The following is a 22,627-nucleotide window of genomic DNA, read 5'->3' on the forward strand; positions in this document are numbered from 1 at the left end:
CGGGGCGTCGTTAGGCGGCGCGAGTCGCCGGCAGCGATCCGGTGATCTGGTACTGTGGTTCTTCGAACAGGTTGACGATGGCCGGCGCTTCGCTTTGGCGGTCCCTGTCCCACAATTCGACAGTCGGGAAGCCAAAGTTTTCCGCGCCGCTACGGATCACTCGCCCCACCTGGTGGTCACCGATCCAGACACGGCTGCCCAACGGGTACATCGACGTCGCATACAGCAGCCCCCGGATCACTCGCGCGTCGAACTTTCCCTTTTGCATCTCTTCCAACAGATTCACGATCGCAAAGTAACCCTGGATCGCTAGCCGGTGCCGTCGGTTGGTCAGCATGCCGACGAACGCATCGGCGACAGCGGCAATTTTGGCCAGCGGGTGAATCGATTCGGCGGTCAGGCCACGCGGGTAGCCGCTGCCGTCGCCGCGTTCGTGCAATTGGTAGACGACAAACTTGGTCGCGTCGGAAAGCGATTCGCCATATTCGCCCGCGATGTTGATGGCGCGGACCGGATGGTCGGCCAGCCGAGAAAGTTGCCCATGGCCCAGCGGACGACCGGTATCGAACATCTCCAGCCCGACTTCCTGCATTCCCACATCGTGGACCAAGCAGCCGATCCCGAGATCCTTGACAGCCTTTCGGCCTAGCCCCATTTCGATTCCGATCGCCATCGCGACCGTTGCCAAGTGGACCCCATGCCGTGATGGATAATCGGATTCGTAAGGCGCACAGGCCCAACAAACCAAAGCATCCTGGTCTTCGGCCATCCGGGCCAACAGGTCTTCGCAGGTCTGGTCCAGTGGATCGATATCGGTCGATGAATCGTGTGCCGTATCGGCAAAGAATCGATTGACTCGGTCGATCCGTTCATCCGATTCCCGGGCCCATGCGGCGGGCAATCCGTCGGCGTAACCACAGTTGGCCGGTTTGTCATAGGTTTCCGCGAGCGGAGTTTCCGACGCGACGTTCAGCGGTCCGGAGAACTGGACGTGCGAATCCAAGGCATCGGCATAGTCATTGGTGCTTTGTGATCGCACATAGGCCGGTGGCGGCGGAACCTTGGTTCGGCGGCCTTGCGGAACAAAGGCGGACAGGATGGCAACGTCCCGCAGACTCAGCACGACCGATTCGACGCCGCGAGCGACCAAACGCGAAATGAACTGGTCGCTGATCGCCGTGCCTTCGGCCAACAGTTTGACCGAAGGCGTGTGGGGATCGGCAATCGGAGCACTTAGAATCGCGCCTGCCTTGAGCGTCGAAATTGGAACCAGCTTGCACTTCATCGCGGTGTATCCATCCCTTGGAAAGCAAACACGTGTGGCCCCGGATGGTGCGTCCGCTGAACTTACAAACGCACCGCATGACGGCGTCGGCGACCGCCAATCGAACAGGCCATCGGGGGCAGGTGGACGTCGACGCCGTGCCCAAGTCGGCACCCAGTTTGTTTCGACATCGCAAGTGCACCGGTTTTAGCTGGCGTGGATTCACTGGCACAATCGTCAGTCTTTGACAGAATGTGTCGCTGGCCGATGGCCAGAAAGCGTGTGATCGATACGACCGGACCATCGGAAGGCTCGACAGATCCATCCGCGGCGCTTAGAAGATAGGACCGGTTTTGAAACTCAACCACTCGTTTTGCGGAATCAACTTTGAACGTCCACCTTCGAATGCTAGCCGTCGCCGGTTTCGTCACCCTCAGCGATGCCGCTGCGTCGGCGCATCCTGGTCACGGCGAACCCGGCCCGCTGCACTACGTGACCGACGCCAACCACGTCGTCCCAGTCGTCATGGTCACCGCCCTGATTCTAGGTGGGCTCTACGCGCTGGCGTCGCTGCGAAAATCCCGCGGACAAGCGTAACCACCCCGCGGGCACCCGTCGCGAAAGTCGCCAACGGTTTGCCGATCCAGTCGTACTTTCAGCGGCAATGGAATAGGCCTCTGGCCGTGTGGCCACGGGCCACTTTGAGGGGGATTCCCGGCCGCTTACGCGGTCACGGCTCACAAAATCAACCAACCGCCAACGGTTTCGTCCCCGCCCCAACACTGTCGGCGGCACCGCCGCCGCTCGCGGGGATCGTCGGTGACGCCGCCTTAGGCCTGTGCCGCCAGCATGTTTTGCATACTGGTCTTCAGCAGCGTTTCCGGGCCAGGGGAGTAATCAAAGACTTCGACGCTGACCCATCCATCGTAGTGGACATCACGCAGCGCATCGAAGATGGGGCGGAATTCCACTTCGCCCATGCCTGGTCCCAACAGGTTGGGGTCATTGGCGTGGAAATGGATCATGGCGTCCGCGTTGTCGCGGATAATCTGCGGCGTCGGTGTCGGTTCGTCGCTCATCGCTTTGACGTCCAAGTGCAGCTGCACTTTGGGGCTATCCACCATGGCCATCAACTGCCGGCCCTCGGCGGCCGTGTTCAGAAAGTTTCCTTCACCCCGACCAAGCGGTTCGATGGCGATTTGGACATCTAGCTTTTCCAGCTCCGGTGCAACCCGCTGCAATACACCGGCGGCGTTCTCCATGGCCGATTGCATTGATTGATCGGCGGGAAAGTTTCGCTGTTGAGGCGATCCCAAGACCATCAACTGGCCGCCCAGGTCGCTGCACAGCCCAGCCAATTTGATCAAGTGATTGGCCGTCGCCTGCCGCATTTCGGCATCGGGCGTCGTCAGATGGAAACCGTTCGTTTTGGCCAACAACCAGTGCAGACCGATGATTTCCATTCCCGCCGCTTCGACTTGGTGGCGATAGGCGGCTCGGGCCGCTGCGTCCAGCGAATCGATGTCGTCGGTCAACATGAACGGAGCGACCTCCCATCCGGTATAGCCATTGTCGACGGACAGTCCCAAGGATCGATCGAGTGACCAGTCGCCGAAGGTTTCGTTGCAGATCGCGTACTTCATCAGAGTTGTCGGTGGCAGGGGATGGGAAGGGTGGGGAACGCTTCGATGGGGAAGCGGTGGGAAAGGGCGGCCGATGAATCGTCCGCGGTGGCTACGTCGTCGGCAGCCGCGGTGGCACCAGCGCGGATTGCCCGACTGGTGCCAAACTTGTCGCTTGGGTTTGTCGCCTAACCCAACAGGGTTTTTAGCATCGGGAACTTGTTGAGGACTTGTTCCATGACTTCATCGCCTGCTTTTTCCTTCAGGAATGCGATCACCATGGATACAAAACCGCCCATTTTGTCCGAATCCAGACCGGCACCCGAAAGAGCCGCACCTAGTTCTAGGCCGCCACCAGCCGATCCGCCCAGGGCACTGGACGCCATGCCAGCTAGTTTGCCCAGCATGCCGCCGCCGGACGCTGCAGCACCACCAGCAGCGTCCTGGCTGCCCGCTGCGGCAGATTCGACGGCACCGGGGACTGCCGCGGCGATCTTGCCGAACAGTTCATCGCCAGCGTGTTCTTTGACCATCGCCATCGCTTTGCCGGTCGCAGCATTTGCAACCGATTCGTCGATTCCTAGCTTGCTGATCAGTTGTTGGATCAATTCGTCCATGGGGGTCACTCCGTGTGATTTGATTCGAAGAGAAGAAGAGGGAGCAGGGGGGAGAAGTCTGCCTGGTTTGTATCTTGGAGCCATCACGGGGGCCGGGCAACCCGGGGCCGCCCGCCTGATCGATGCCTGCGCCCACACGGGGGGGCAGCCCGCACCTCGATCAGCGGCGAACCAACGGATCATCGCACCGCCGCGGGCGGGGGTATCAGCGCTGGCGCTAGATTGCCTGTCTTGCCTACGGGTTGTCGCAGCCCGGGATATTTTCCAGTTTCCGACGCGTTTTCCACGGTCCGGTTTGATTTGCTTGCAAACTTCACTAACTCTTAACTGTCAAACGACTTAAGTCGAATCCAGACGTCTGCGATCGGTGTCGAGCGGGGCCGGGCTGGCGGACGTAACTCGAACCCTAAGCACGACTTACCTCCACGGCGAGGATTCAGTTTGACATGCTATCTGCAATCGGTACGATCACGCCCCAGTCGTCCACATGTAGTGGCTTTCGAGTGCGAAAGTTACTACCGGTAGTGCTTTCATTAACGTTTAGGGAAACGTTGCAGGTCGGGATGCGTCGAAGGATTGATGCCTGTGATGGTGCCCCCCGGCCGAGCCAACCCCCAGCACTGGGCCGCCATAGGTCGACACTTGTTTATGTTCTGATCAATACAATGATTGGTGACGGACGCTTCGCACGGAAATTTGCGAAACTTGGCGTTGGTGATCAATCCACGGATGACCCTCAAGGAGTCTCAAAGTCATGGCCACGGTTCTGTCTGCACGCGCCTCTGAAAATCTTTCTGGTGACCCGGCGATCGAAAAGGTCAACTCGGAACATGGTGTTGAGTACGCTCAATCACGTTTCGGCACTCGCCAACGCACCGGTTCGCACGGTCTGAAGATCGATACCGTGTTCTGCCCGGATAACGGCCAGACCCCGTTCGAGACCACTCAGTGGGAACTGCGAAGCGCAGCGATCAAGGACGAGAGCGGGAAGGCTCTGTTCGAGCAAACCGACTGCGAAATCCCTGCCGCTTGGACTCAATTGGCAACCAACGTTGTCGTTTCCAAGTATTTCTACGGCGACCCGACCAACGAAGGCGAGCGTGAAAAGAGCGTTCGTCAACTGATCCACCGCGTCACGCGCACGATCACCGACTGGGGTTTGGCCGACGGCTATTTCGATTCGCCCGAAGACGGCGATCGTTTTTACCGCGAACTGACCTGGTTGTGCCTGCACCAGCACGGTGCGTTCAACAGCCCGGTATGGTTCAACGTCGGGCTGCATGCCCAGTACGGCGTGGCGGGAGCGAAGTGCAATTGGCGTTGGAATGCCGAACAAGGATGCGTTGACCAGCCGGAGAACTCGTACGAGTACCCGCAGGGATCGGCGTGCTTTATCCAAAGCGTCGACGACAACATGGAAGACATCATGCGGCTGGCTTGCAGCGAAGCGATGTTGTTCAAGTTCGGCAGCGGAACCGGGACTGACCTATCGACCATCCGATCGCAGCGCGAACGGATGTCGGGCGGCGGCACTCCATCGGGCCCATTGTCGTTCATGCGAGTCTACGATTCGATCGCCGGCGTGGTGAAGAGCGGTGGCAAGACTCGGCGTGCTGCCAAAATGCAATCGTTGAAAGTCTGGCACCCGGACGTGCTGGAATTCATCGAGTGCAAATGGAACGAAGAAAAGAAGGCTCACGCACTGATCCGCGAAGGCTATGAATCGAACTTCAACGGCGAAGCCTACGGCAGCGTATGTTTCCAAAACGCCAACCTGTCGGTTCGTTTGACCGACGAATACATGGACGCGGTTCGCGGTGGCACTCAATTCCAAACCCGCTGGGTATCGGACAAGGCCAAGGGCACCCCACCGTCTTACGACGCCAAGGAACTGCTGAACAAGATGGCCGAATGTGCATGGCACTGCGGCGACCCGGGCGTCCAGTACGACACGACGATCAACAAGTGGCACACGTGTCCCAACAGCGGTGCGATCAACGCATCGAACCCATGCAGCGAATACATGTTCTTGGATGACACGGCCTGTAACTTGGCCAGCATCAACCTGATGAAGTTCGTCCAACCCGACGGCAAGTTCCACACCGAACGGTTCCGCGCAGCATCGCGTCTGTTCTTCATCGCTCAGGAAATTTTGGTGGACCACGCGTCCTACCCGACGGAACCGATCGCGGCCAACAGCCATCGTTATCGCCCGCTGGGACTGGGATATTCGAACTTGGGCAGTGTCGTGATGACCAGCGGCGTGGCCTACGATTCGGACGCCGCACGCGGTGTCTGTGGTTCGTTGACCGCACTTCTGCATGGCGAAGCCAACCGCACCAGCGCGGAATTGGCTTCGGTGGTCGGCCCATTCGATGGCTATTCGAACAACGAAAAGCCGATGTTGAACGTGATGCGAATGCACCGCGAGGCATGCGACCAGATCAACGATGATGGCCCAGCAGAGTTGAAGGAAGCGGCCCAGAAGTTGTGGGACGATGTGCTGGAAATCGGCGAAAAGTTCGGCTTCCGCAACGCTCAAGCCACCGTGTTGGCACCGACCGGCACGATCAGTTTCATGATGGACTGCGACACCACCGGGATCGAACCAGACATCGCGCTTGTGAAGTACAAGCAATTGGCCGGCGGCGGCATGCTGAAGATCGTCAACCAAACCGTCCGACTGGGATTGTTGAAACTCGGCTACAACGAAGAACAGATCGAAGTCATCCTGGCCTACATTGACACCAACGACACGATCGAAGGTGCACCGGAACTGAAAGACGAACACCTGTCCGTCTTCGATTGTGCGTTTCAGCCAGCCAATGGCATTCGCAGTATCCGTTGGCAAGCTCACATCACGATGATGGCGGCTGCCCAGCCGTTCTTGTCGGGTGCGATCAGCAAGACCGTCAACATGCCCAACGACGTGACTCCCGCCGACATCGCCAACGCGTACTTCTGGGGTTGGGAACTGGGGCTGAAGGCGATCGCGATCTACCGCGACGGCAGCAAGCAGTCGCAGCCGCTGAACACCAAGAGCGAAGAGGGCAAAGCGGCCGACGCGGCTGCCAAGGTCGTCACCGAAACGGTCGAAAAGATCGTCTACAAGCCTCGCCGCGAACGATTGCCCGACACCCGTCAAAGCGTGACGCACAAGTTCACGATTGCCGGTCACGAAGGCTACCTGTGCGTGGGTCTGTATCCGGACGGACGTCCGGGCGAGATCTTCATCACGATGGCGAAAGAAGGATCAACGATCGGCGGCATCATGGACAGCTTCGGCACCGCACTGTCGATCGCGCTGCAGTATGGCGTGCCATTGGAAGTGCTGGTCAACAAGTTCAGCCACACCCGTTTTGAACCGATGGGCCACACGTCCAACAAGGACATTCGGATTGCCAAGAGCGTCGTCGATTACATTGCCCGTTGGTTGGGCCTGACTTTCATGAGCGGACATGACAACATGCCGGCTCGCGAAAGCACCAATCAAGGCAACGACGTCGTATCGACCGCCCCGATCAACACGTCGTCGGTGATGGAAGGGTTGCGGGAAGACGCCGGAGCCGCAGTGGCCTTGGCCGAAAGAGCCACGCTGTTGGCAGCATTCGGCGAAACGCCCAGCAATGGTTCAGCCAGCAATGGCAGCAGCAACGGTCACGCCAAAGCAGAACCCGATGCCGATGGCATGGGAGGCCAGGGCGACCAATTCGCTCGCTTCCAGATCGACGCGCCGAGCTGTGACAATTGCGGCAGCATCACCGTTCGAAACGGCAACTGCTACCTCTGCCACAACTGCGGCAACAGCATGGGCTGCAGCTAAAGCGAATCGGTAGCCAGGCTCCGATCCCACGATCTGGTCTCCATCGAATCATCTCAACCGCCGGCGCAACAGCGCCGGCGGTTTTTTCATGCCTGCAGACAAATCCCCTCCTAGTCCCCACTCCCCCCCCAGCGCCAATATCCAATTTGCAATGTTCATTTTGCAATTTGCAATCCATCCCTCTGCACCACCCAGCCCGCGTCCCCTTTTAGCCCCATCTCCCACGCGTTGCGTGCGAGTGGAGCTCGCATGCAACGCTGGGGGAGAGGGATGGGGATGAGGGGGCACAAAAAATTGCAAATTGCAAATTGAACATTTCAAAATGCAAATCGAAAAGACAAAGCACCACTCGCTCCCAGCAGCCCCGGATCCGTTCACGCTCCCACTCCCCCCCAGCGCCAATATCCAATTTGCAATGTTCATTTTGCAATTTGCAATCCATCCCTCTGCACCACCCAGCCCGCGTCCCCTTTTAGCCCCATCTCCCACGCGTTGCGTGCGAGTGGAGCTCACATGCAGCGTGGGGGAGAGGGCTGGGATAAGGGGGCACAAAAAATTGCAAATTGCAAATTGAACATTTCAAAATGCAAATCGAAAAGACAAAGCACCACTCGCTCCCCGCAGCTCCGGATCCGTTCACGCCCCCACTCCCCCCCAGCGCCAATATCCAATTTGCAATGTTCATTTTGCAATTTGCAATCCATCCCTCTGCACCATCCAGCCCGCGTCCGCTTTTAGCCCCCTCTCCCACGCGTTGCGTGCGAGTGGAGCTCGCATGCAGCGTGGGGGAGAGGGCTGGGATAAGGGGGCACAAAAAATTGCAAATTGCAAATTGAACATTTCAAAATGCAAATCGAAAAGACAAAGCACCACTCGCTCCCAGCAGCCCCGGATCCGTTCACGCTCCCGCTCCCCCCCCCAGCGCCAATATCCAATTTGCAATGTTCATTTTGCAATTTGCAATCCATCCCTCTGCCCTCCGCTGGCGTTTCGGCCGCTCGTTTCTCGTCGGTCGCCAATATTTGGCCGGGAAAACCGAAGTTCCGTAAGTCGGGCGAAATAGCTAGGATGCGAACCTGACACTGCGCCCCAATTTCCCGTTTTCCTTCATAAGCATCTGACGATGGCCCGATCCAAGAACGCCAAACGCATCGAGCGGGAAACCGCCGAGGCAGCCGCCAATTTGACGGACGCTCCGGACGACCGTTCGCCGAACCAGCAGCGAGCGGCCAAGTTTCGTGTCGCAGCTCAGCGGGAAACGGTCGAAGCGTTTGTGGTCGCCTTCATCTTGGCACTGCTTTTTCGGGCGTTTTTGGCCGAAGCTTTCGTGATCCCGACCGGATCGATGGCTCCGACGCTGATGGGGGCCCACAAGGACCTGGTCTGCGATCGCTGTTCCCAAACCTTCCCGGTAGGGGCGAGTCGCGAACGCAGCGGTCCACGCACCGATCTGGTCGTTGTCGGCGGGATTTGCCCGAATTGCCGACACATCAATTCCTTGGACCTGAAGGACAATTCGGATCACACGACGTTCAACGGCGACCGGATTTTGGTCAGCAAGTTCAAGTACATGATTGCGGAGCCCGAGCGTTGGGATGTGATCGTGTTCAAATACCCGGGCAACCCGAAGCAGAATTACATCAAGCGATTGGTCGGACTGCCCGGCGAAACGCTGACACTCAGCCACGGCGACGTGTTTTCGCACCCCACCGGCACCGACGACAAGTCAGCGATCCTGCGTAAGCCGCCCAGCACGATGCAGGCGATGAGCCACCTGGTTTACGACACCGACCATCAAGCCGAAGTTTTGATCCAAGCCGGTTACCCCAGCCGCTGGCAGCCGTGGGCCACAGGTGCCACCGCGCCACCGACCGATTCGTGGAAAGTCGAACGCAGCGCCGATGGGTTGGTCGCGACCGTCCAAGCGGATCAATCGCCGAAATGGCTGCGTTACTTTCACCACTGGCCCACCGACGAACAATGGGCCGCGGCCGATCAAGGTGAATCGTTGGCCGATGCGGATCCGTACCAGTCGCGAGCGATCACGGACTTCTATGCCTACGATTCCTACATCCAAGTGCCCGCCGGCTACGTTTACGACGACCGCCCATCGGTCAGCAGCGGTGGTGGTTTTGAACGATCGATGAACGGCGGATATAGCGAAGGTTCGTTCAGCCGAAAGTATCAAAGCGGTGGCGATCCAAGCCAGTTCCGCGGGGTCGCAATCTGGGGCGGCCAGGACGATGGCCGCCAAGAACTCGGACGCGACGGACTGCACTGGGTGGGCGACTTGATCTACCAAGCCGACGTCGAAACGTCTGCCGACGCCAAAGCACTGACCTTGGAATTGGTCGAAGCCGGCATCAAATATCAATGCCGGATCGATCTGGCCGACGGCAAAGCCACGCTGTCGATCATCGATGCCCAGGAACGAACTTTCGACGATGGCAACGATCACCCGGTCGCATCAACCGGCGTCCGCGCGGGGTCCCGGCACACCGTCCAAATCAGCAATTGTGATGACAAAATCACGTTGTGGGTCGATGGCGACGTCGTGTCATTCGATTCGCCCACCACATACGACGCACGCGATTTTCGATCACGAGCCCAGGATCACCCGCAATGGTCGCCCGAGGATCCGTTGGATGCGGCACCCGCTGGCATCGCGATCACCGGTGGCCAGGCGACGGTCCGGCGGATGGAAGTGCGGCGTGACCAATACTACATCGCGACCAACGACAGCAGCTTTGGCGGCATTTTTGACTACGACATGGCAGAGATGTTTCGCTTGGCTGGCGGTAGCGTGACGCTCGGCGAGGTCCAGCAAGTATTCACGATGCCGGATCGATGGGCTGATTTCATCGGCTGGGAAACTCGCCGTGAAGTTTCGTTCCCTCTGGAAGCCGACCAGTTTTTCCCAATGGGCGACAACAGCCCCGAAAGCCTGGATGCCCGCTGCTGGGCTGGCACCAAAAACCAATTTCAGTTGCCGCGTGGCGTCAACGAAGACGCGTGGCGTTGGTCGAACGATTCGTACGTGCCACGGAATCTGTTGGTCGGGAAAGCCCTGGTCGTTTTCTGGCCGCATTCGTGGAGTTCGCCGGTCCCGTTCACGCCCAACTTTAAACGCATGAAATTGATTCGTTAGCCTGACCGCTTGGGTCGGCAGGGGCGTGGTCCCGGCCGACTCGCCAAGGAAACCGCCCCTGGATATCGCGGCCGCCCCACCTACTTCGATCGCCCCGACCGAACTCTCGGCGATTCGAATCAGCACGCAACGGAAATGCAAAGATGAGCAACGATACCCCTTGGGTCCTGGAAGCCTTCGAGCTGCAAAAGACGTACGGTCGCCGCCGCGTTGTCGACGGCGTCAATCTACACGTCGGTCCGGCCGAGATCGTCGGTCTGCTGGGGCCGAACGGAGCCGGTAAATCGACCAGTTTTCGGATGATCTGTGGCATGGTCGAACCGGACCGTGGACGCGTCTATCTAGACGGCGTCGATGTGACTCAGTGGCCGATGTTCCGCCGCGCCCGCGACGGACACATGGGATATCTGCCGCAGGAGCCCAGCGTGTTCAAAAAGCTGACGGTCGAACAGAACATATCAGCGCTGTTGGAATTGCTGGGCGTTGATCGCAAGGCTCGGAAAATTCGTACCGACGAACTGCTGGAAGAGTTCAACATCACCCATATCCGCAAAAGCAAAGCTGGTGGACTATCGGGCGGTGAACGACGACGTTTGGAAATCGCACGCTGCTTGGTATCCGATCCGAAGATTGTGATGTTGGACGAACCCTTTGCCGGGATCGACCCGGTGACGGTCCAATCGATCCAAGAAGTGATTTTGCAGCTTCGCGACAACGGGATCAGCGTCTTGATCACGGACCACGCAGCGCGAGAAATCCTTGGGACCGTGGATCGATGCTATGTGATCTACCAAGGGCAAGTATTGGTGGCCGGAACGCCGGACGAAGTCAAACAGCATCCAAAGGTTCGCGAAGAGTATCTTGGCGACCTGGACGGAGTCGACAAAAACCTTCACGGCGGAGTCCCGCGTCCCCACTTCCGAACCGACATCGCAGCTCCCGGGCCGGTGCCAGGTGCGGCCAATCCCGCAGAACCCGCTCGCATCCCAGTGCAACGCCGAGTCACTGACGTTTAGCGGCCGACGCTGAGTCACCGCTGGACGTCCAACCCATTCATCCATGCCGTCGTGGGAATTTGTCAGACATCCTTCGCGTCGCCTGCACGAATTCGTGCCCACGGGATGAACCGGAGCAGATTTTGGCGAACCCTATGACCGTCTCTATTCCACGGCCAAACAGGATTGCAGGCGGCTAGACCTGCAAACAATGCCGGTTGGCCATGCTGATGCCGCTGACGATGGCGCCCACGATCCCCACGAATCCCTGGTCGGTGCCGCACAAAAACACGTTCGGCAGATGCGTGGTTCCGTCCAGCTGTTTGTCGGGTGCACCGTAGACCGCACCGTTGTCGTGGAACGTGAACCGGCGGATCGTCTTGGGCGTGAACACATCGGTGTCGACGACATAGCCGCGGAAATCGGGCATGAATCGGATCGCCGATGCGATCGCATCGTCGTACTGGATCACCTTTTCGGCTCGATATTTTTCTTCCGGCAGTGCACACCAACGATCATGATCGGCCAGCGTTGTGATCCGAATCACGCCGTCGGGCAATTCACCTTCCTCGGCATCGTAGATGTAATTATTGGGCGAACAGATCACGCCGGTGCGAGCGTCACAGAGGCTATCGCTGGGTTTCTGCCAATGGAACTTTTCGCTGTCGTTGTAGAACACGATCGTGCGGTCAAAGTTAAAATCGATGGGTTTTCGGTCCAGCACGGAAATCGATTCAATGAACGAAAGTTTGCCGGCTCGCGCGACATCCACTTTGCTGATGTCGTCGCACATCCGCAGCGTTTCAATGTTGCCAGCAGACGACAGGATCCGTTTGCCCGTCAGTTCGGTTCCATCGTCCAGGACCACGCCGACAGCCTGTCCGTTTTCGACATGGATCTTGGCGACCCCGCTGCGCAGTTTCAGTTCACCACCGAGGCCGCGAAACTTCTTGACCAGGTTCTTCAGGATCACGCGGACACCTTTGAACGGGCGTCCGAAGCCCTCCAAATAGCAAGCCCGGAACATGATGCAGAACTGACCAAAGTCCATGTCGTTCTCGCGAGCGTTGCCGTACCACATCAGCGGGCAAATCAGCATTTCGATCAGCAACGGTTCGCTGATGTGTTCCGCCATCACGTCACGCGCCGAACGCATGAAATCGGGCGAATCGCCGTCCATGTCGGTGTAGTCCAGCAGCGAACCGCACAGCGAACGGAACCCGTCGACCTGGCCGGGGAACTGTTTGGCGATCTCGGATTCCAGCAATGCGATGTCGTTGGTGAAGTCCAGCGAGACATCGGGGAAACGGATCGAGGATCCAATCTGTTCGGCCAGCTTGAAATCTTCCCATCGGAACCGCAATTGGCGAATCAGCTTGGCCAGCGGACCTCGCTTGTCCGACCCCTTGGTCGCATAGTTCGTCATCGCGTGCAGGCCGACGTCATAGTCACGCCCCCCCATCCGATAAAACGAATTCAAGCCGCCGATGGTGTAGTGTTTTTCCAGAATGCAGACGCGTTGATCAAAGTGCGCCAAACGAATTCCAGCCGCCAAGCCGCTCATCCCGGCACCAATGATGATCGTGTCGTAAGCAGCAGTCATGGATATCGGGCTAGCAGATGAAGGTCGGCGGACGGTCAGCGATGTCCGCAAGAACGCGAGTGGACGCTTGACCCGACAGAATAGGTCAACGACAAGGGATCGACAACGATCGAATAGAAGTCGAGAACCCCAGCGAGCCGCCTACGAAGCGAAAACGGGGGGCAGTGAGAGTGAAGTGCCCCGTTTGACGGCTATTTCCGCCGCCGGCGGGCTGGAAAACCCAAGCCCGAGTCCGAGAGCTGCCACAGCTCTGCCTCCCCTCTCCCCCGCATCGGACGCGAGTTCTGCTCGTGTCCGATGTGGGGGAGAGGGGCCGGGGGTGAGGGGGGGAAAGTTCGAGTTCGAGTTCGAGTTCGAGAGCTGCCACAGCTCCGCCTCCCCTCTCCCCCGCATCGGACGCGAGTTCTACTCGTGCCCGATGTGGGGGAGAGGGGCCGGGGGTGAGGGGGGAAAGTTCGAGTTCGAGTTCGAGTTCAAGTTCAAGTTCAAGAGCTACCACAGCTCTGCCTCCTCTCTCCCCCGCATCGGACGCGAGTTCTGCTCGTGTCCGATGTGGGGGAGAGGGGCCGGGGGTGAGGGGGGGAAAGTTCGAGTTCGAGTTCAAGTTCAAGAGCTGCCACAGCTCCGCCTCCTCTCTCCCCCGCATCGGACGCGAGTTCTGCTCGTGTCCGATGTGGGGGAGAGGGGCCGGGGGTGAGGGGGGGGAGAAAGCACAAGTGCTCGTGCAAGCGGGTGGCCGGAAGTCACACGCCAATCCTTCAAACAGCGGCTCCACCACCTCGCCAAGCAAAACGCCGGATCCCGCCTGCCAATCGCCCCAGAAACTCCTGCTCCCGATCCGGAGACTCTCGATCCGAGACGGCCCCCCCCAGTTCAAACAGTCAGCCTTCCCCGACTACCGTCCGAATAGTTTTTCCAATCCCATCTTATCGAAGCCGATTTTTTCGAACTGCTTGTTCAACTGTTTTTGCAGGTAGTTTTCGCCGTTGGTCTGGACCGCTTGCGTTGCCAATTGGGTCACCACTTGGCGGACTCCGGACGAATCCAACCGCGGTTGGGAAATCGATCCTTGGACCGGCAGCGACACCGTTTGCCCAGCCAATCCCTGCAGGTCACGGCCCAACCATCGTGGGTCCAGCGGCACTTGGGCGACCATGTTCATCCGGCCATCGAACGCGACTTGGCCGCCCGTGATGACTTCGGCACGGTCGATTTCAAAGTACATTCGGTCGTGCACGACCACGCCTCGGTCCACCGCAAAGTCGACCGTTTGCGGCGGCATCGTGATCAGTGTGCGGTTGTTGGACGCCGCCACCGACTGACCTGCCAAGGCGCCAGCCAACGCTCGGAGTTGGTCCACACCACTGATGATTTGGTTTGCCAAAGGACCGGCGTTCATGTCGATCCCGTCGATTTTCAGGCGACCGCCAATCCGGGTTTGGTTGGGATCATCAAAGACGATAAGAGCCTCGTCCAGATCCGCCGAAATCGTGCCCTGGATTCGGGCTGTATTCGCCGCCAGCGGGGCCAAGTATTTCAGCCACCGATCGGTCATTTCGGGAGTCAACTGGATCGAATCGGCGACCACCCCGCGATCCAACTGCATCCACATCGGCCCCGGACGATAGTTGATTCGGCCGGCCAGGTTCAGTTTGCCTTGGTTGCCACCGCCCACTTCGCCGCCGGCCGCCAGCGTGCCCGGGGCGCCTACCGCGACGGTCGATGGGGACACCGTGACTGTCGTTTCGGTCATTCGGATCGGGATCGATGCCGGACCGAAAGCCACGCCAGCAACTTCGCCCGATTCCCAGCCAAGTTTGGCCAGCACATCCAGGCCGATCTCGCCATCGGGACGCCGCAGGGCGTGAATTTCAACGGGGGTTTCGTGAATGCCCGTGGCCACGATGGGGATCCCAGCCAAGGGCGATAGGCGAGTCGCGACTTCGTTCATTTTCAGTCGCGCCGGCCCCTTCAAGTCGATCTTTCCGATCTGGTCATTCCAAACGATCAATCCGGTCAGCGTGGCGGCAAACCAGTCGCCCGCGACTTGCAGTTGATCGGCTTGAATGTCGCCCGACTGTGTGCTGTAGCGAACTTTGCCGTTGATCTGGAGGTTCGGTTCAGACCAGACAACATCGCCTTGTGGCCCCGATGCGATCGCGTTGTTTTGATAGGCGGACTGGGGCATCGGGCCCATGGTCTGGAACGCGGCACTGGCGCTCGGGGGCGAGATGACCGCCAAGTTGGTTCCCGTCATCTCGCTGATCACGTCCAACCACTGGTCGGTTTTCACAAAATGAAACTCGCCTTCGCAGTCACCCATCAACAGCCATGAATCGGTCTGGACCGTGGCACCTGTTTGATATCCGACCGGTTGCACCGAGTTCGGTGAGGTCGAAGTCAGCGGTACGGGGCCATGCAGTGGTCGGATGCCATTGGGGGCGGTGGTAACGACGCGTGACTGGACGCTGCCCTGCAATCGTTCCAGCTTGGCTCGCCATTTGATTTCCATGTCGATCGCTTCGCTGTTGGCGGTGCCCTGGGCGGCCGCGCTGAGCGCGTCGCCGGCTAGCGTCAACTTGTCGGCGCGTAATTCCGCCGCTGGCAGTAGCAGTTCGCCGGTGAAGTGGATGTCGACTTCCGGTTGGCTTAGGTATTGGCTGCCGTAAACCAATCGCGGCTGCGTCATCTTCAACTGCATCTGACGCACGCGGCTATCGATGGTCGAAAATACACCTTCGGCGGTGAATTGAAAATTGCCGGTTGCATCGACCAGTTCGGCGGGCATCCAGGCGGCCGCCAATTCGGTGACTGTTTCCAATCGACCGCTGCTGCGAATCGAAATAGGCATCGGCACGGCTGGGTCGGGGCGTTGGACCGGACGCACGAGCGCCGCTTCCAGTGCCAATCCATTGGTCGTCACATCCAATCTGGCGCTGGTCAGTTCATCCAGGGATTGGCCTCCCCAACGACCGACCGCCTCGATGTCTCCCTTCATCGATTGTCGACGCAGGGTTTGGCCGCCGGGCAGTGTCACCAGCAGATTGGTCGCGTCGCCGCTGCCCTGCAGCCGCCATACATTGTCGGCTGACGCGTTCCAGCGGATTTCGCCGCGTGCTGATCCAGCCAATTGAGCTTCGGAAATATCGACGATCGGACGCAGCATCGCCATCAATCGGCCGAAATCGATTTGGACGTCGGCATTGCCGCTTTGCAGGTCGCCCTGTCCCACAGCGGACCCAAACGCACTGTTCCAAGCGAATTGTTCGGCGCGGACCTGCCCGTTTTTCGTCGACACGGTGGCCGTCAGTTCGACCGGGTCGATCACCACGGCCGCCCCATTGGACCGGGCACGCAGCGCATCGCTGACGATCGACAGTTTGCTGCGACGAATGGATGCACCGGAGTCCGATCCGCGTGCGGTGGGCGCGCCGGGGTTGGATTCGACACGTGCGAAGACGCGTCCGGACACCAATTGGGCACCTTCGCGAAGCGGCAGCATACCGGGCAACGCTTCATCCAGTTTAGCCAAGTCCACTTCGGCCGTCGCGGTCCCGTCGATCGCTTCGAGCCAACGCAGCGGATTGTCGTCCGCCCCGACCAACGAAAACGTCGTCGATACCACTCCGTCCATGGTCGCTTTGGCAAAGTCCGTCGTGGCTTCCAACCGACGACCGTACAGGCGGGTACCCGTGACGGTCATGTCGCCATCCAGGGTCGCCAGCGAGTTTCGCCACATCTGGGTTCCCGCGTTGCCCAACATCGTGTCGTCTTCGGCGGTCAGGTTTCGAACCTGCAACTTACGAACACTCGCGTCGATCTCGCCTCGCGGGCCGCTGGTCACGACAACTTCACCGGTCGCATCACCGCCGACTCGCTGGGGGATCGACGAGGCCAGTTCGGGCATCCGCCGGCGGGCCAGTGCCACCACCGATAGCGGCAACGATTCGCTGCGCAGATTGATTTTCCATGGCGTTGATTCGTTGGGCCGGGCCGAATTGGTCAGGTCCATGGTGCCGCCCAGGGATCCGCCAGATCCACCGGGTTCCGTCAACACGCCTTCGAAGGTGATTTTTGTATCGCGTTGGCCCAGTTCAACGTCAGCATTGGATTGAGCGACCTGCCAGGTGAGTCCCGAAACGCGGTCGGTGACCGACAACGTGATGTCCTGGACTTTGATTTTGCCCACCGTCGTGTCGCCTTCGCTAGACGTTTCCAACAGCTTGGCTAGATCCTGTTCGATCGATGAAGATCCCTCATCGACACTGCAACCAATGTGAACGCCGCGGATCGAAATTTGCCCTAGGTCGGACATTGACGAATCGGCGATCAGGTCGCCGACGGTCATGTCCATGTCCAACTGGTCGATGGTCACCTCACTGCCGGCTTCGATCCCAGTGATCTTCAACCCCGTCACTTGAAGCGGGGTGACCCAGCCGATCCGCATTGACTTGGCATCGCCCTGGAAACCGTATTCGGCAAGCGATTTGGTCAGCATCGACTGGCCGATCGACGAATGGCTGATCAGCGACGGACCGCCCAGGATCAACAGACCCACTAGCGTCAGGCCCCCGATCAGATAAACGCCCCGACGGCGTGACCGTCCATCGCGACGGCGGCGGGTTTGGTCGCGGAGCGTACGATCGGCTTGGTCAAGCAGGAAGTCATCTGTCGTCACGGTTTCGTCCTTGCCGCCGTAGATTGAATAGAGGTCCACCGGTAGAGGCGGAACGGCGAGTCTACCGATTATTGATCCCCAGCCCCAAGACATGTTTTTCCGGCCCCGGTTCGGTGTGCCATTCGGTCCCCGGGGGGGCCAGCGTTGGAAATCTGCTGGAAAGCCGCCGCGGCACATCATTTGCCGTGGGAACGCAGACAAAGTTGGTCTACAAGTCACTCGCACTGGCGCGGTGACGTCGATCCGATCGCTTGATGTCCCCTGATTCGACACCCCATCTCTGATTCACCTATGCAAATCCTCGTCACCGGAGGCACCGGTCTGCTTGGCAATACGATCCTGCGGACCCTGGCGGAGCAGCGATCTGGCGATCTTTTGACCGCCTTGGTTCGCCGACAACCACGCCAACCGATCTTTGATGGCGTCGACGTAAAACTGGTGGAGGCCGATTTGGCGGATCCGTCAACCTATCAAGCCTTGGACGAAACGATCGCTGCGGCCGACGTGGTGATCCACTCGGCTGCGATGATCCATATCGGTTGGCGACTGCTCGAAGAATCCATGGCCGTCAACCGTGATGGGACTGCTGCGATTGTCGAATCCTGTCTGCATCATGGCAAACCACTGGTCCACATCGGCACCGTCGACACCTTGGCCTTAGGAACCCGCCGCGCCCCGGCCAACGAAACGACTCCGGTCGCAGCCAACGGCAACAAGACGCCGTGCAGTTACGTGGTCAGCAAACGAGCCGGGCTAGAAGTTGTCCGCCGCGCCGTGGTGCGTGGGCTGCGCTGCGTTGTGGCCCATCCCGGCTTCATGCTAGGCCCCTGGGACTGGAAGCCTAGCAGCGGTCGGATGATCGCAGAGGTCGCAAGGCAATGGACTCCCGTGGCTCCATCGGGCGGATGTTCCGTCTGTGATTCGCGAGACGTTGCCCAGGGCACGATCGCGGCCATGGACGGTCTGATCGATGGCCGCATCGAATCCGGGCGTGAATTCATTTTGGCTGGTGAAAACTGGACGTATTTTGAACTGTGGCGAGAGATTGCCGAACGGACCGGAACTGGAAAGCCGATCATGCCCGCAGGCCCCGGCCAACTGTGGTTGGCTGAGGTGGTGTCCGGGTTGATAGCAAATTTTCGAGAAAAAGAGGGCGATTTCAACACCGCGGCACTCGAACTGGCCAGCCTTTGGCATTGGTACGATTCTTCCCGAGCCCGCAGCGAGCTGGGATACCGATGGCGAGATCCGCATCGGACACTCGATGACGCGGTCCAATGGGTCCAAACCCGGCTCCCAGAGCTCACTCAACCGACGAATTCCGCCACTTTTTAACGGGCGATTATTCCCCCTTGCAGGCAATTGGGCGACCACAAAGAGTCGAATCTTGCGACGGATACGAAAACGCACCCGCCCGTCGGAGGGGCAGTGAGCAGAGAGTCAGCGATTGACAATTGATCGGCACCACGTTCAATCTGTCTTCTGATACACATCCCGCCGCAACGACGGTCGTGCTGGGTCGAGTCATTTTTCCGCTTTGCGGGATCGTACTTTGCCCCGGTGGCCTGGTCGGGATATTCGCTACTCCATGAGAACGACTTGATGGCGAAAGCCTCACTCGAAGCGATCCGCAACGCGGCCCCAGCCGTACTTCCCAGTTTGTTGCTATGTGATTTTGGCGACTTGAAGGGGGAGGTCTCTCGTCTTCGTGACGCAGGGGCGGAGGTTCTGCATTTGGATGTCATGGATGGTCACTTCGTCCCGAACATGACCTACGCCATGCCGATCGTCGAAGGGCTCCGGCGGCACACCGACATGCCTCTAGACGTTCACTTGATGATCAGCGATCCGGCGAAGTACGCACGGCCGATGGTCGAAGCGGGCGCCGACATGCTGACCTTTCACGTCGAAGCGGTCCGCGACGTGGCCGAGACCGCGGCTCAGATTCGCGAGCTTGGTGTGAACGTTGGCGTAGCCCTGAATCCGGAAACATCGTTGGCATCGATTCGCCCCTGTTTGGCCGATATCGACATGGTGTTGGTGATGAGCGTCGAAGCAGGATTCGGTGGCCAGAAATTCAATCCGGTCGCGTTGGAGAAGTTACAGACGCTGCGTTCCGAGTTCCCCGATCTGTTGTTGGAAATCGATGGTGGCATCGATCCCACCACGATCGGCCCAGCCCGCGCCGCAGGTTGCGACCTGTTTGTGGTGGGATCTGCGATCTTCAAGACAGACAGTTATGCCGATGCGATGAAGGTCTTGTCTGACCAGATCGCTGCACACGACCCATCGGCGGAGCACGGATCATGATCTTGAAATCACCTGCGATATCGCGGGTCCTATTGGTCCGTCCGGGCGCCACTGAGTTTGACGACCAGGGGCGCATCAAGGGATCGATGGACATGCCGATGAGCGAGACGGGTCGTCGCCAAGCGGAAACGTTGGCCGACCAGATCTCGCACTTCCGCTGCCGCACGATTCACACTGCCCCCTGCGAATCGGCACGCGAAACCGCCGAAATGTTAGCCGAAGGGCGTGGCGCGAAGGTCAAAGTGATCGAAGCGTTTCGCAACCTGGATCACGGGTTGTGGCATGGCAAACTGATCGACGAACTGAAACGCAATCACCCCAAACTGTATCGTCGCGGTCAGGAATCGCCCTGGGACATTTGTCCGCCCGGCGGTGAATCGATCGGCGACGCACAGGTTCGCGTCGTCAAGGCAGTGCGCAAACTGCTGAAGAAGAACCATGACGAATTGATCACGATCGTCATCCCGGATCCGATGGCGTGGATCGTGCAAAACCTGCTGTCCGGCGAAACGCTTTCCAACCTCTGGAAAGCCGAGACCGATTCGGCAAAGTGGGACCTGATCGAACCGATCATGGATTGAACCGCAGCCCGCCCCCCTTCTTTGGGTTCCCCTACAACCGGCAATTTCGTTTCAATCATTTGAATCGATCCAACCGGTCCCGATTGGGCGGACGATGGGGCGGACGATGAGGCCCGATGGCATGCGTGGGGGGGGATGGGTCGTAACGGCTGACCAGCGGCCGGATTGGCCGCTTGGCCCGATCTGTGTTGGAGCCACTGTGCGCAGTGGAATAGAATAGTGGGTACATCGATGGCTGTCGGTACGTTCAAAGGTCATCGCATGCACCCTCTGGTCTTAGGATCTCCACCTCGTGAACCAATCGCTTCCGATTCGCCGTTTTGCCCTGTCGCTGCTGTGCTTGTTTGCAGTCGCTAGCGGACCAGCGTTGGTTTCAGCGCCGGCGGCCGACACGCAGGTTCGTCCCCAAGTGGCATTGATCAACGAGTTGATCGAACAGGGGTGGCGAGATTTTGAGATTCGCAGCCCGGCCCCCGATGTCGATGATGCGACCTGGGCCCGGCGAGTGTACTTGGACGTGATTGGTCGAATTCCAACCGTCGCAGAACTGCGGGAATTCACCAGCACGCGAGGCAGCGACAAGCGATCCAAGTTGGTCGACACGCTGCTCAATGACGATCGCTATACCGAAGAATACGCCAACCACTGGGCGACGATTTGGTCGAACCTGTTGATCGGCCGCAGCGCCGGCAACGATCGACGATCGATGGTCAGCCCCGAAGGGATGCAGAAGTACCTGCGTGATTCCTTTGCGACGAACAAACCCTACAACACGATGGTCTACGAACTGGTGACCGCGACCGGCAGCGGCAAACCAGGCAGCGACGGCTTCAACGGCGCGACCAACTTTTTGTTGGACAAGGTCAACCAAGACAATGCGGTGTTGGCGACCAGCAGCACGTCGCGAATTTTCCTAGGCCAACAGGTCCAGTGCACCCAGTGTCACAACCATCCATTCAATCAATGGAAACAACAACGTTTCTGGGAATTCAATTCGTTCTTTCGCCAGACTCGATCGCTGCGTCGGTTCGTCGATGGCACCAACGACATCGCACATGGCGAGTTGGTTGATCAAGACTTTGCCGGCGAATCCAATTCGCCCGAAGACGCACTGATTTTTTACGAACTGCGAAATGGATTGACCAAGGTCGCCTACCCGGTGTTCACCGACGGCACGCCGATCGATCGCAGCGGATTTGTGAGCGAAGTCAATCGCCGCGAAGAACTCGGTCGACTGATGCTCGAAAGCGAGTATCTGGACAAGATGATCGTCAACCGAATGTGGTCGCTGCTATTGGGATTTGGATTCACCAAACCGATCGACGATCTGGGCCCACACAACCCAGCGTCGCATCCCGAGCTGTTGGAAAAGTTAGCCGTTGAGTTTCGCAAGTCCAGCTATGACCTGAAGGAACTGATCACTTGGATCACCGCCAGCCGCCCCTATCAATTGGCCGCGGTGTTGGGAACCAGCAACGAGGTCGACGATCCGTCGATCGGCGAGATGCCTAAGTTTTCACGTTTCTATCTGCGTCAGATGTCAGCCGAACAGTTGTACCAATCGATGGTCACCGCGACCGATGCATCGGCGTCGGGAAGCTACGAGGAACAGGAACGCGAACGGCGTCGTTGGTTAAGCCAGTTTGTGGTGGCCTTTGGAACCGACGAAGGCGACGAAGCCACGACTTTCAACGGTTCGATTCCGCAGGCCCTGATGCTGTTCAACGGTGCGTTGACTCAGAACGCCATCAGCAAGGAAGAAGGCAGCTTCATTGACCGCGTCGCCAAGACAGGCCGTTCACCGCAAGACCGCGTGGCGGTGTTGTTCCAAGCGGGTTTGGCACGGCGGCCGAATCGAAGCGAAATGCAGATCGCTGCACAATTGCTGCGAGCTCGCGAAGGCAACGAAGCCGAGATGCTGCAAGACATGTGGTGGGCTGTGATCAACAGCAACGAATTCATCATGCAGCACTAACCCAGCGCGTC

General features: G+C 58.9%; 13 protein-coding genes. 8 read left to right on the forward strand and 5 right to left on the reverse strand.

Going from position 1 to position 22,627, the window contains the following annotated elements; genetic code table 11:
- Positions 1 to 10: 10 nt before the first annotated feature.
- A complete protein-coding gene (locus K227x_RS21120; protein WP_145172668.1) occupies positions 11 to 1,285 on the reverse strand; it encodes an HD-GYP domain-containing protein in 1,275 nt (424 codons plus the stop codon).
- Between the two features lie 366 nt (positions 1,286 to 1,651).
- On the opposite strand from K227x_RS21120, the gene K227x_RS21125 reads away from it, so the two are divergent.
- Positions 1,652 to 1,861, forward strand: a complete 210-nt coding sequence (locus K227x_RS21125; protein ID WP_145172670.1) for a hypothetical protein — start codon at positions 1,652 to 1,654, stop codon at positions 1,859 to 1,861.
- 233 nt (positions 1,862 to 2,094) lie between these two features.
- Here the strand turns inward: K227x_RS21125 and K227x_RS21130 are convergent, their stop codons facing one another.
- Both K227x_RS21130 and K227x_RS21135 read right to left on the reverse strand, forming a co-directional pair.
- On the reverse strand, positions 2,095 to 2,907 hold the full coding sequence (locus tag K227x_RS21130) for a sugar phosphate isomerase/epimerase family protein (RefSeq protein ID WP_145172672.1): 813 nt from the start codon (positions 2,905 to 2,907) through the stop codon (positions 2,095 to 2,097).
- A 167-nt stretch (positions 2,908 to 3,074) separates the two neighbouring features.
- On the reverse strand, positions 3,075 to 3,503 hold the full coding sequence (locus K227x_RS21135) for a DUF2780 domain-containing protein (protein WP_145172674.1): 429 nt from the start codon (positions 3,501 to 3,503) through the stop codon (positions 3,075 to 3,077).
- Between the two features lie 754 nt (positions 3,504 to 4,257).
- On the opposite strand from K227x_RS21135, the gene K227x_RS21140 reads away from it, so the two are divergent.
- From K227x_RS21140 to lptB, 3 genes are all read left to right on the forward strand, one after another.
- Positions 4,258 to 7,326 carry a vitamin B12-dependent ribonucleotide reductase gene (locus K227x_RS21140; RefSeq protein WP_145172676.1) on the forward strand — a complete coding sequence of 1,023 codons (3,069 nt, stop codon included), beginning with the start codon at positions 4,258 to 4,260 and terminating at the stop codon, positions 7,324 to 7,326.
- A 1,123-nt stretch (positions 7,327 to 8,449) separates the two neighbouring features.
- Positions 8,450 to 10,474, forward strand: coding sequence for a signal peptidase I (gene lepB / locus K227x_RS21145; protein WP_145172678.1), 2,025 nt, complete (start codon positions 8,450 to 8,452; stop codon positions 10,472 to 10,474).
- 143 nt (positions 10,475 to 10,617) lie between these two features.
- A complete protein-coding gene (gene lptB / locus K227x_RS21150) occupies positions 10,618 to 11,490 on the forward strand; it encodes an LPS export ABC transporter ATP-binding protein (protein ID WP_145172680.1) in 873 nt (290 codons plus the stop codon).
- A 175-nt stretch (positions 11,491 to 11,665) separates the two neighbouring features.
- On the opposite strand, the gene K227x_RS21155 is transcribed toward lptB, so the two are convergent.
- A complete protein-coding gene (locus tag K227x_RS21155) occupies positions 11,666 to 13,072 on the reverse strand; it encodes a phytoene desaturase family protein (RefSeq protein WP_145172682.1) in 1,407 nt (468 codons plus the stop codon).
- 895 nt (positions 13,073 to 13,967) lie between these two features.
- The gene (locus tag K227x_RS21160) at positions 13,968 to 17,789 is read right to left on the reverse strand and encodes a hypothetical protein (RefSeq protein WP_145172684.1); all 3,822 of its coding nucleotides are present in this window, start codon (positions 17,787 to 17,789) and stop codon (positions 13,968 to 13,970) included.
- A 252-nt stretch (positions 17,790 to 18,041) separates the two neighbouring features.
- Between K227x_RS21160 and K227x_RS21165 the strand changes: the two genes are divergently transcribed.
- The 4 genes from K227x_RS21165 to K227x_RS21180 all read left to right on the forward strand — a co-directional run bounded on the left by K227x_RS21165 (position 18,042) and on the right by K227x_RS21180 (position 22,616).
- Complete coding sequence (locus K227x_RS21165; RefSeq protein WP_145172686.1) at positions 18,042 to 19,085, forward strand: NAD-dependent epimerase/dehydratase family protein; 1,044 nt, start codon at positions 18,042 to 18,044, stop codon at positions 19,083 to 19,085.
- A gap of 267 nt (positions 19,086 to 19,352) precedes the next feature.
- On the forward strand, positions 19,353 to 20,060 hold the full coding sequence (gene rpe, locus K227x_RS21170; protein WP_145172688.1) for a ribulose-phosphate 3-epimerase: 708 nt from the start codon (positions 19,353 to 19,355) through the stop codon (positions 20,058 to 20,060).
- Positions 20,057 to 20,641: a histidine phosphatase family protein gene (locus K227x_RS21175; RefSeq protein WP_145172690.1), complete on the forward strand. Its 585-nt coding sequence runs from the start codon at positions 20,057 to 20,059 to the stop codon at positions 20,639 to 20,641. The genes rpe and K227x_RS21175 overlap by 4 nt, the downstream gene beginning before the upstream one ends.
- A gap of 325 nt (positions 20,642 to 20,966) precedes the next feature.
- The gene (locus K227x_RS21180; RefSeq protein ID WP_391540460.1) at positions 20,967 to 22,616 is read left to right on the forward strand and encodes a DUF1549 domain-containing protein; all 1,650 of its coding nucleotides are present in this window, start codon (positions 20,967 to 20,969) and stop codon (positions 22,614 to 22,616) included.
- The last annotated feature ends 11 nt before the right edge of the window (positions 22,617 to 22,627 follow it).

The organism is Rubripirellula lacrimiformis, assembly GCF_007741535.1.
Classification (GTDB): domain Bacteria; phylum Planctomycetota; class Planctomycetia; order Pirellulales; family Pirellulaceae; genus Rubripirellula; species Rubripirellula lacrimiformis.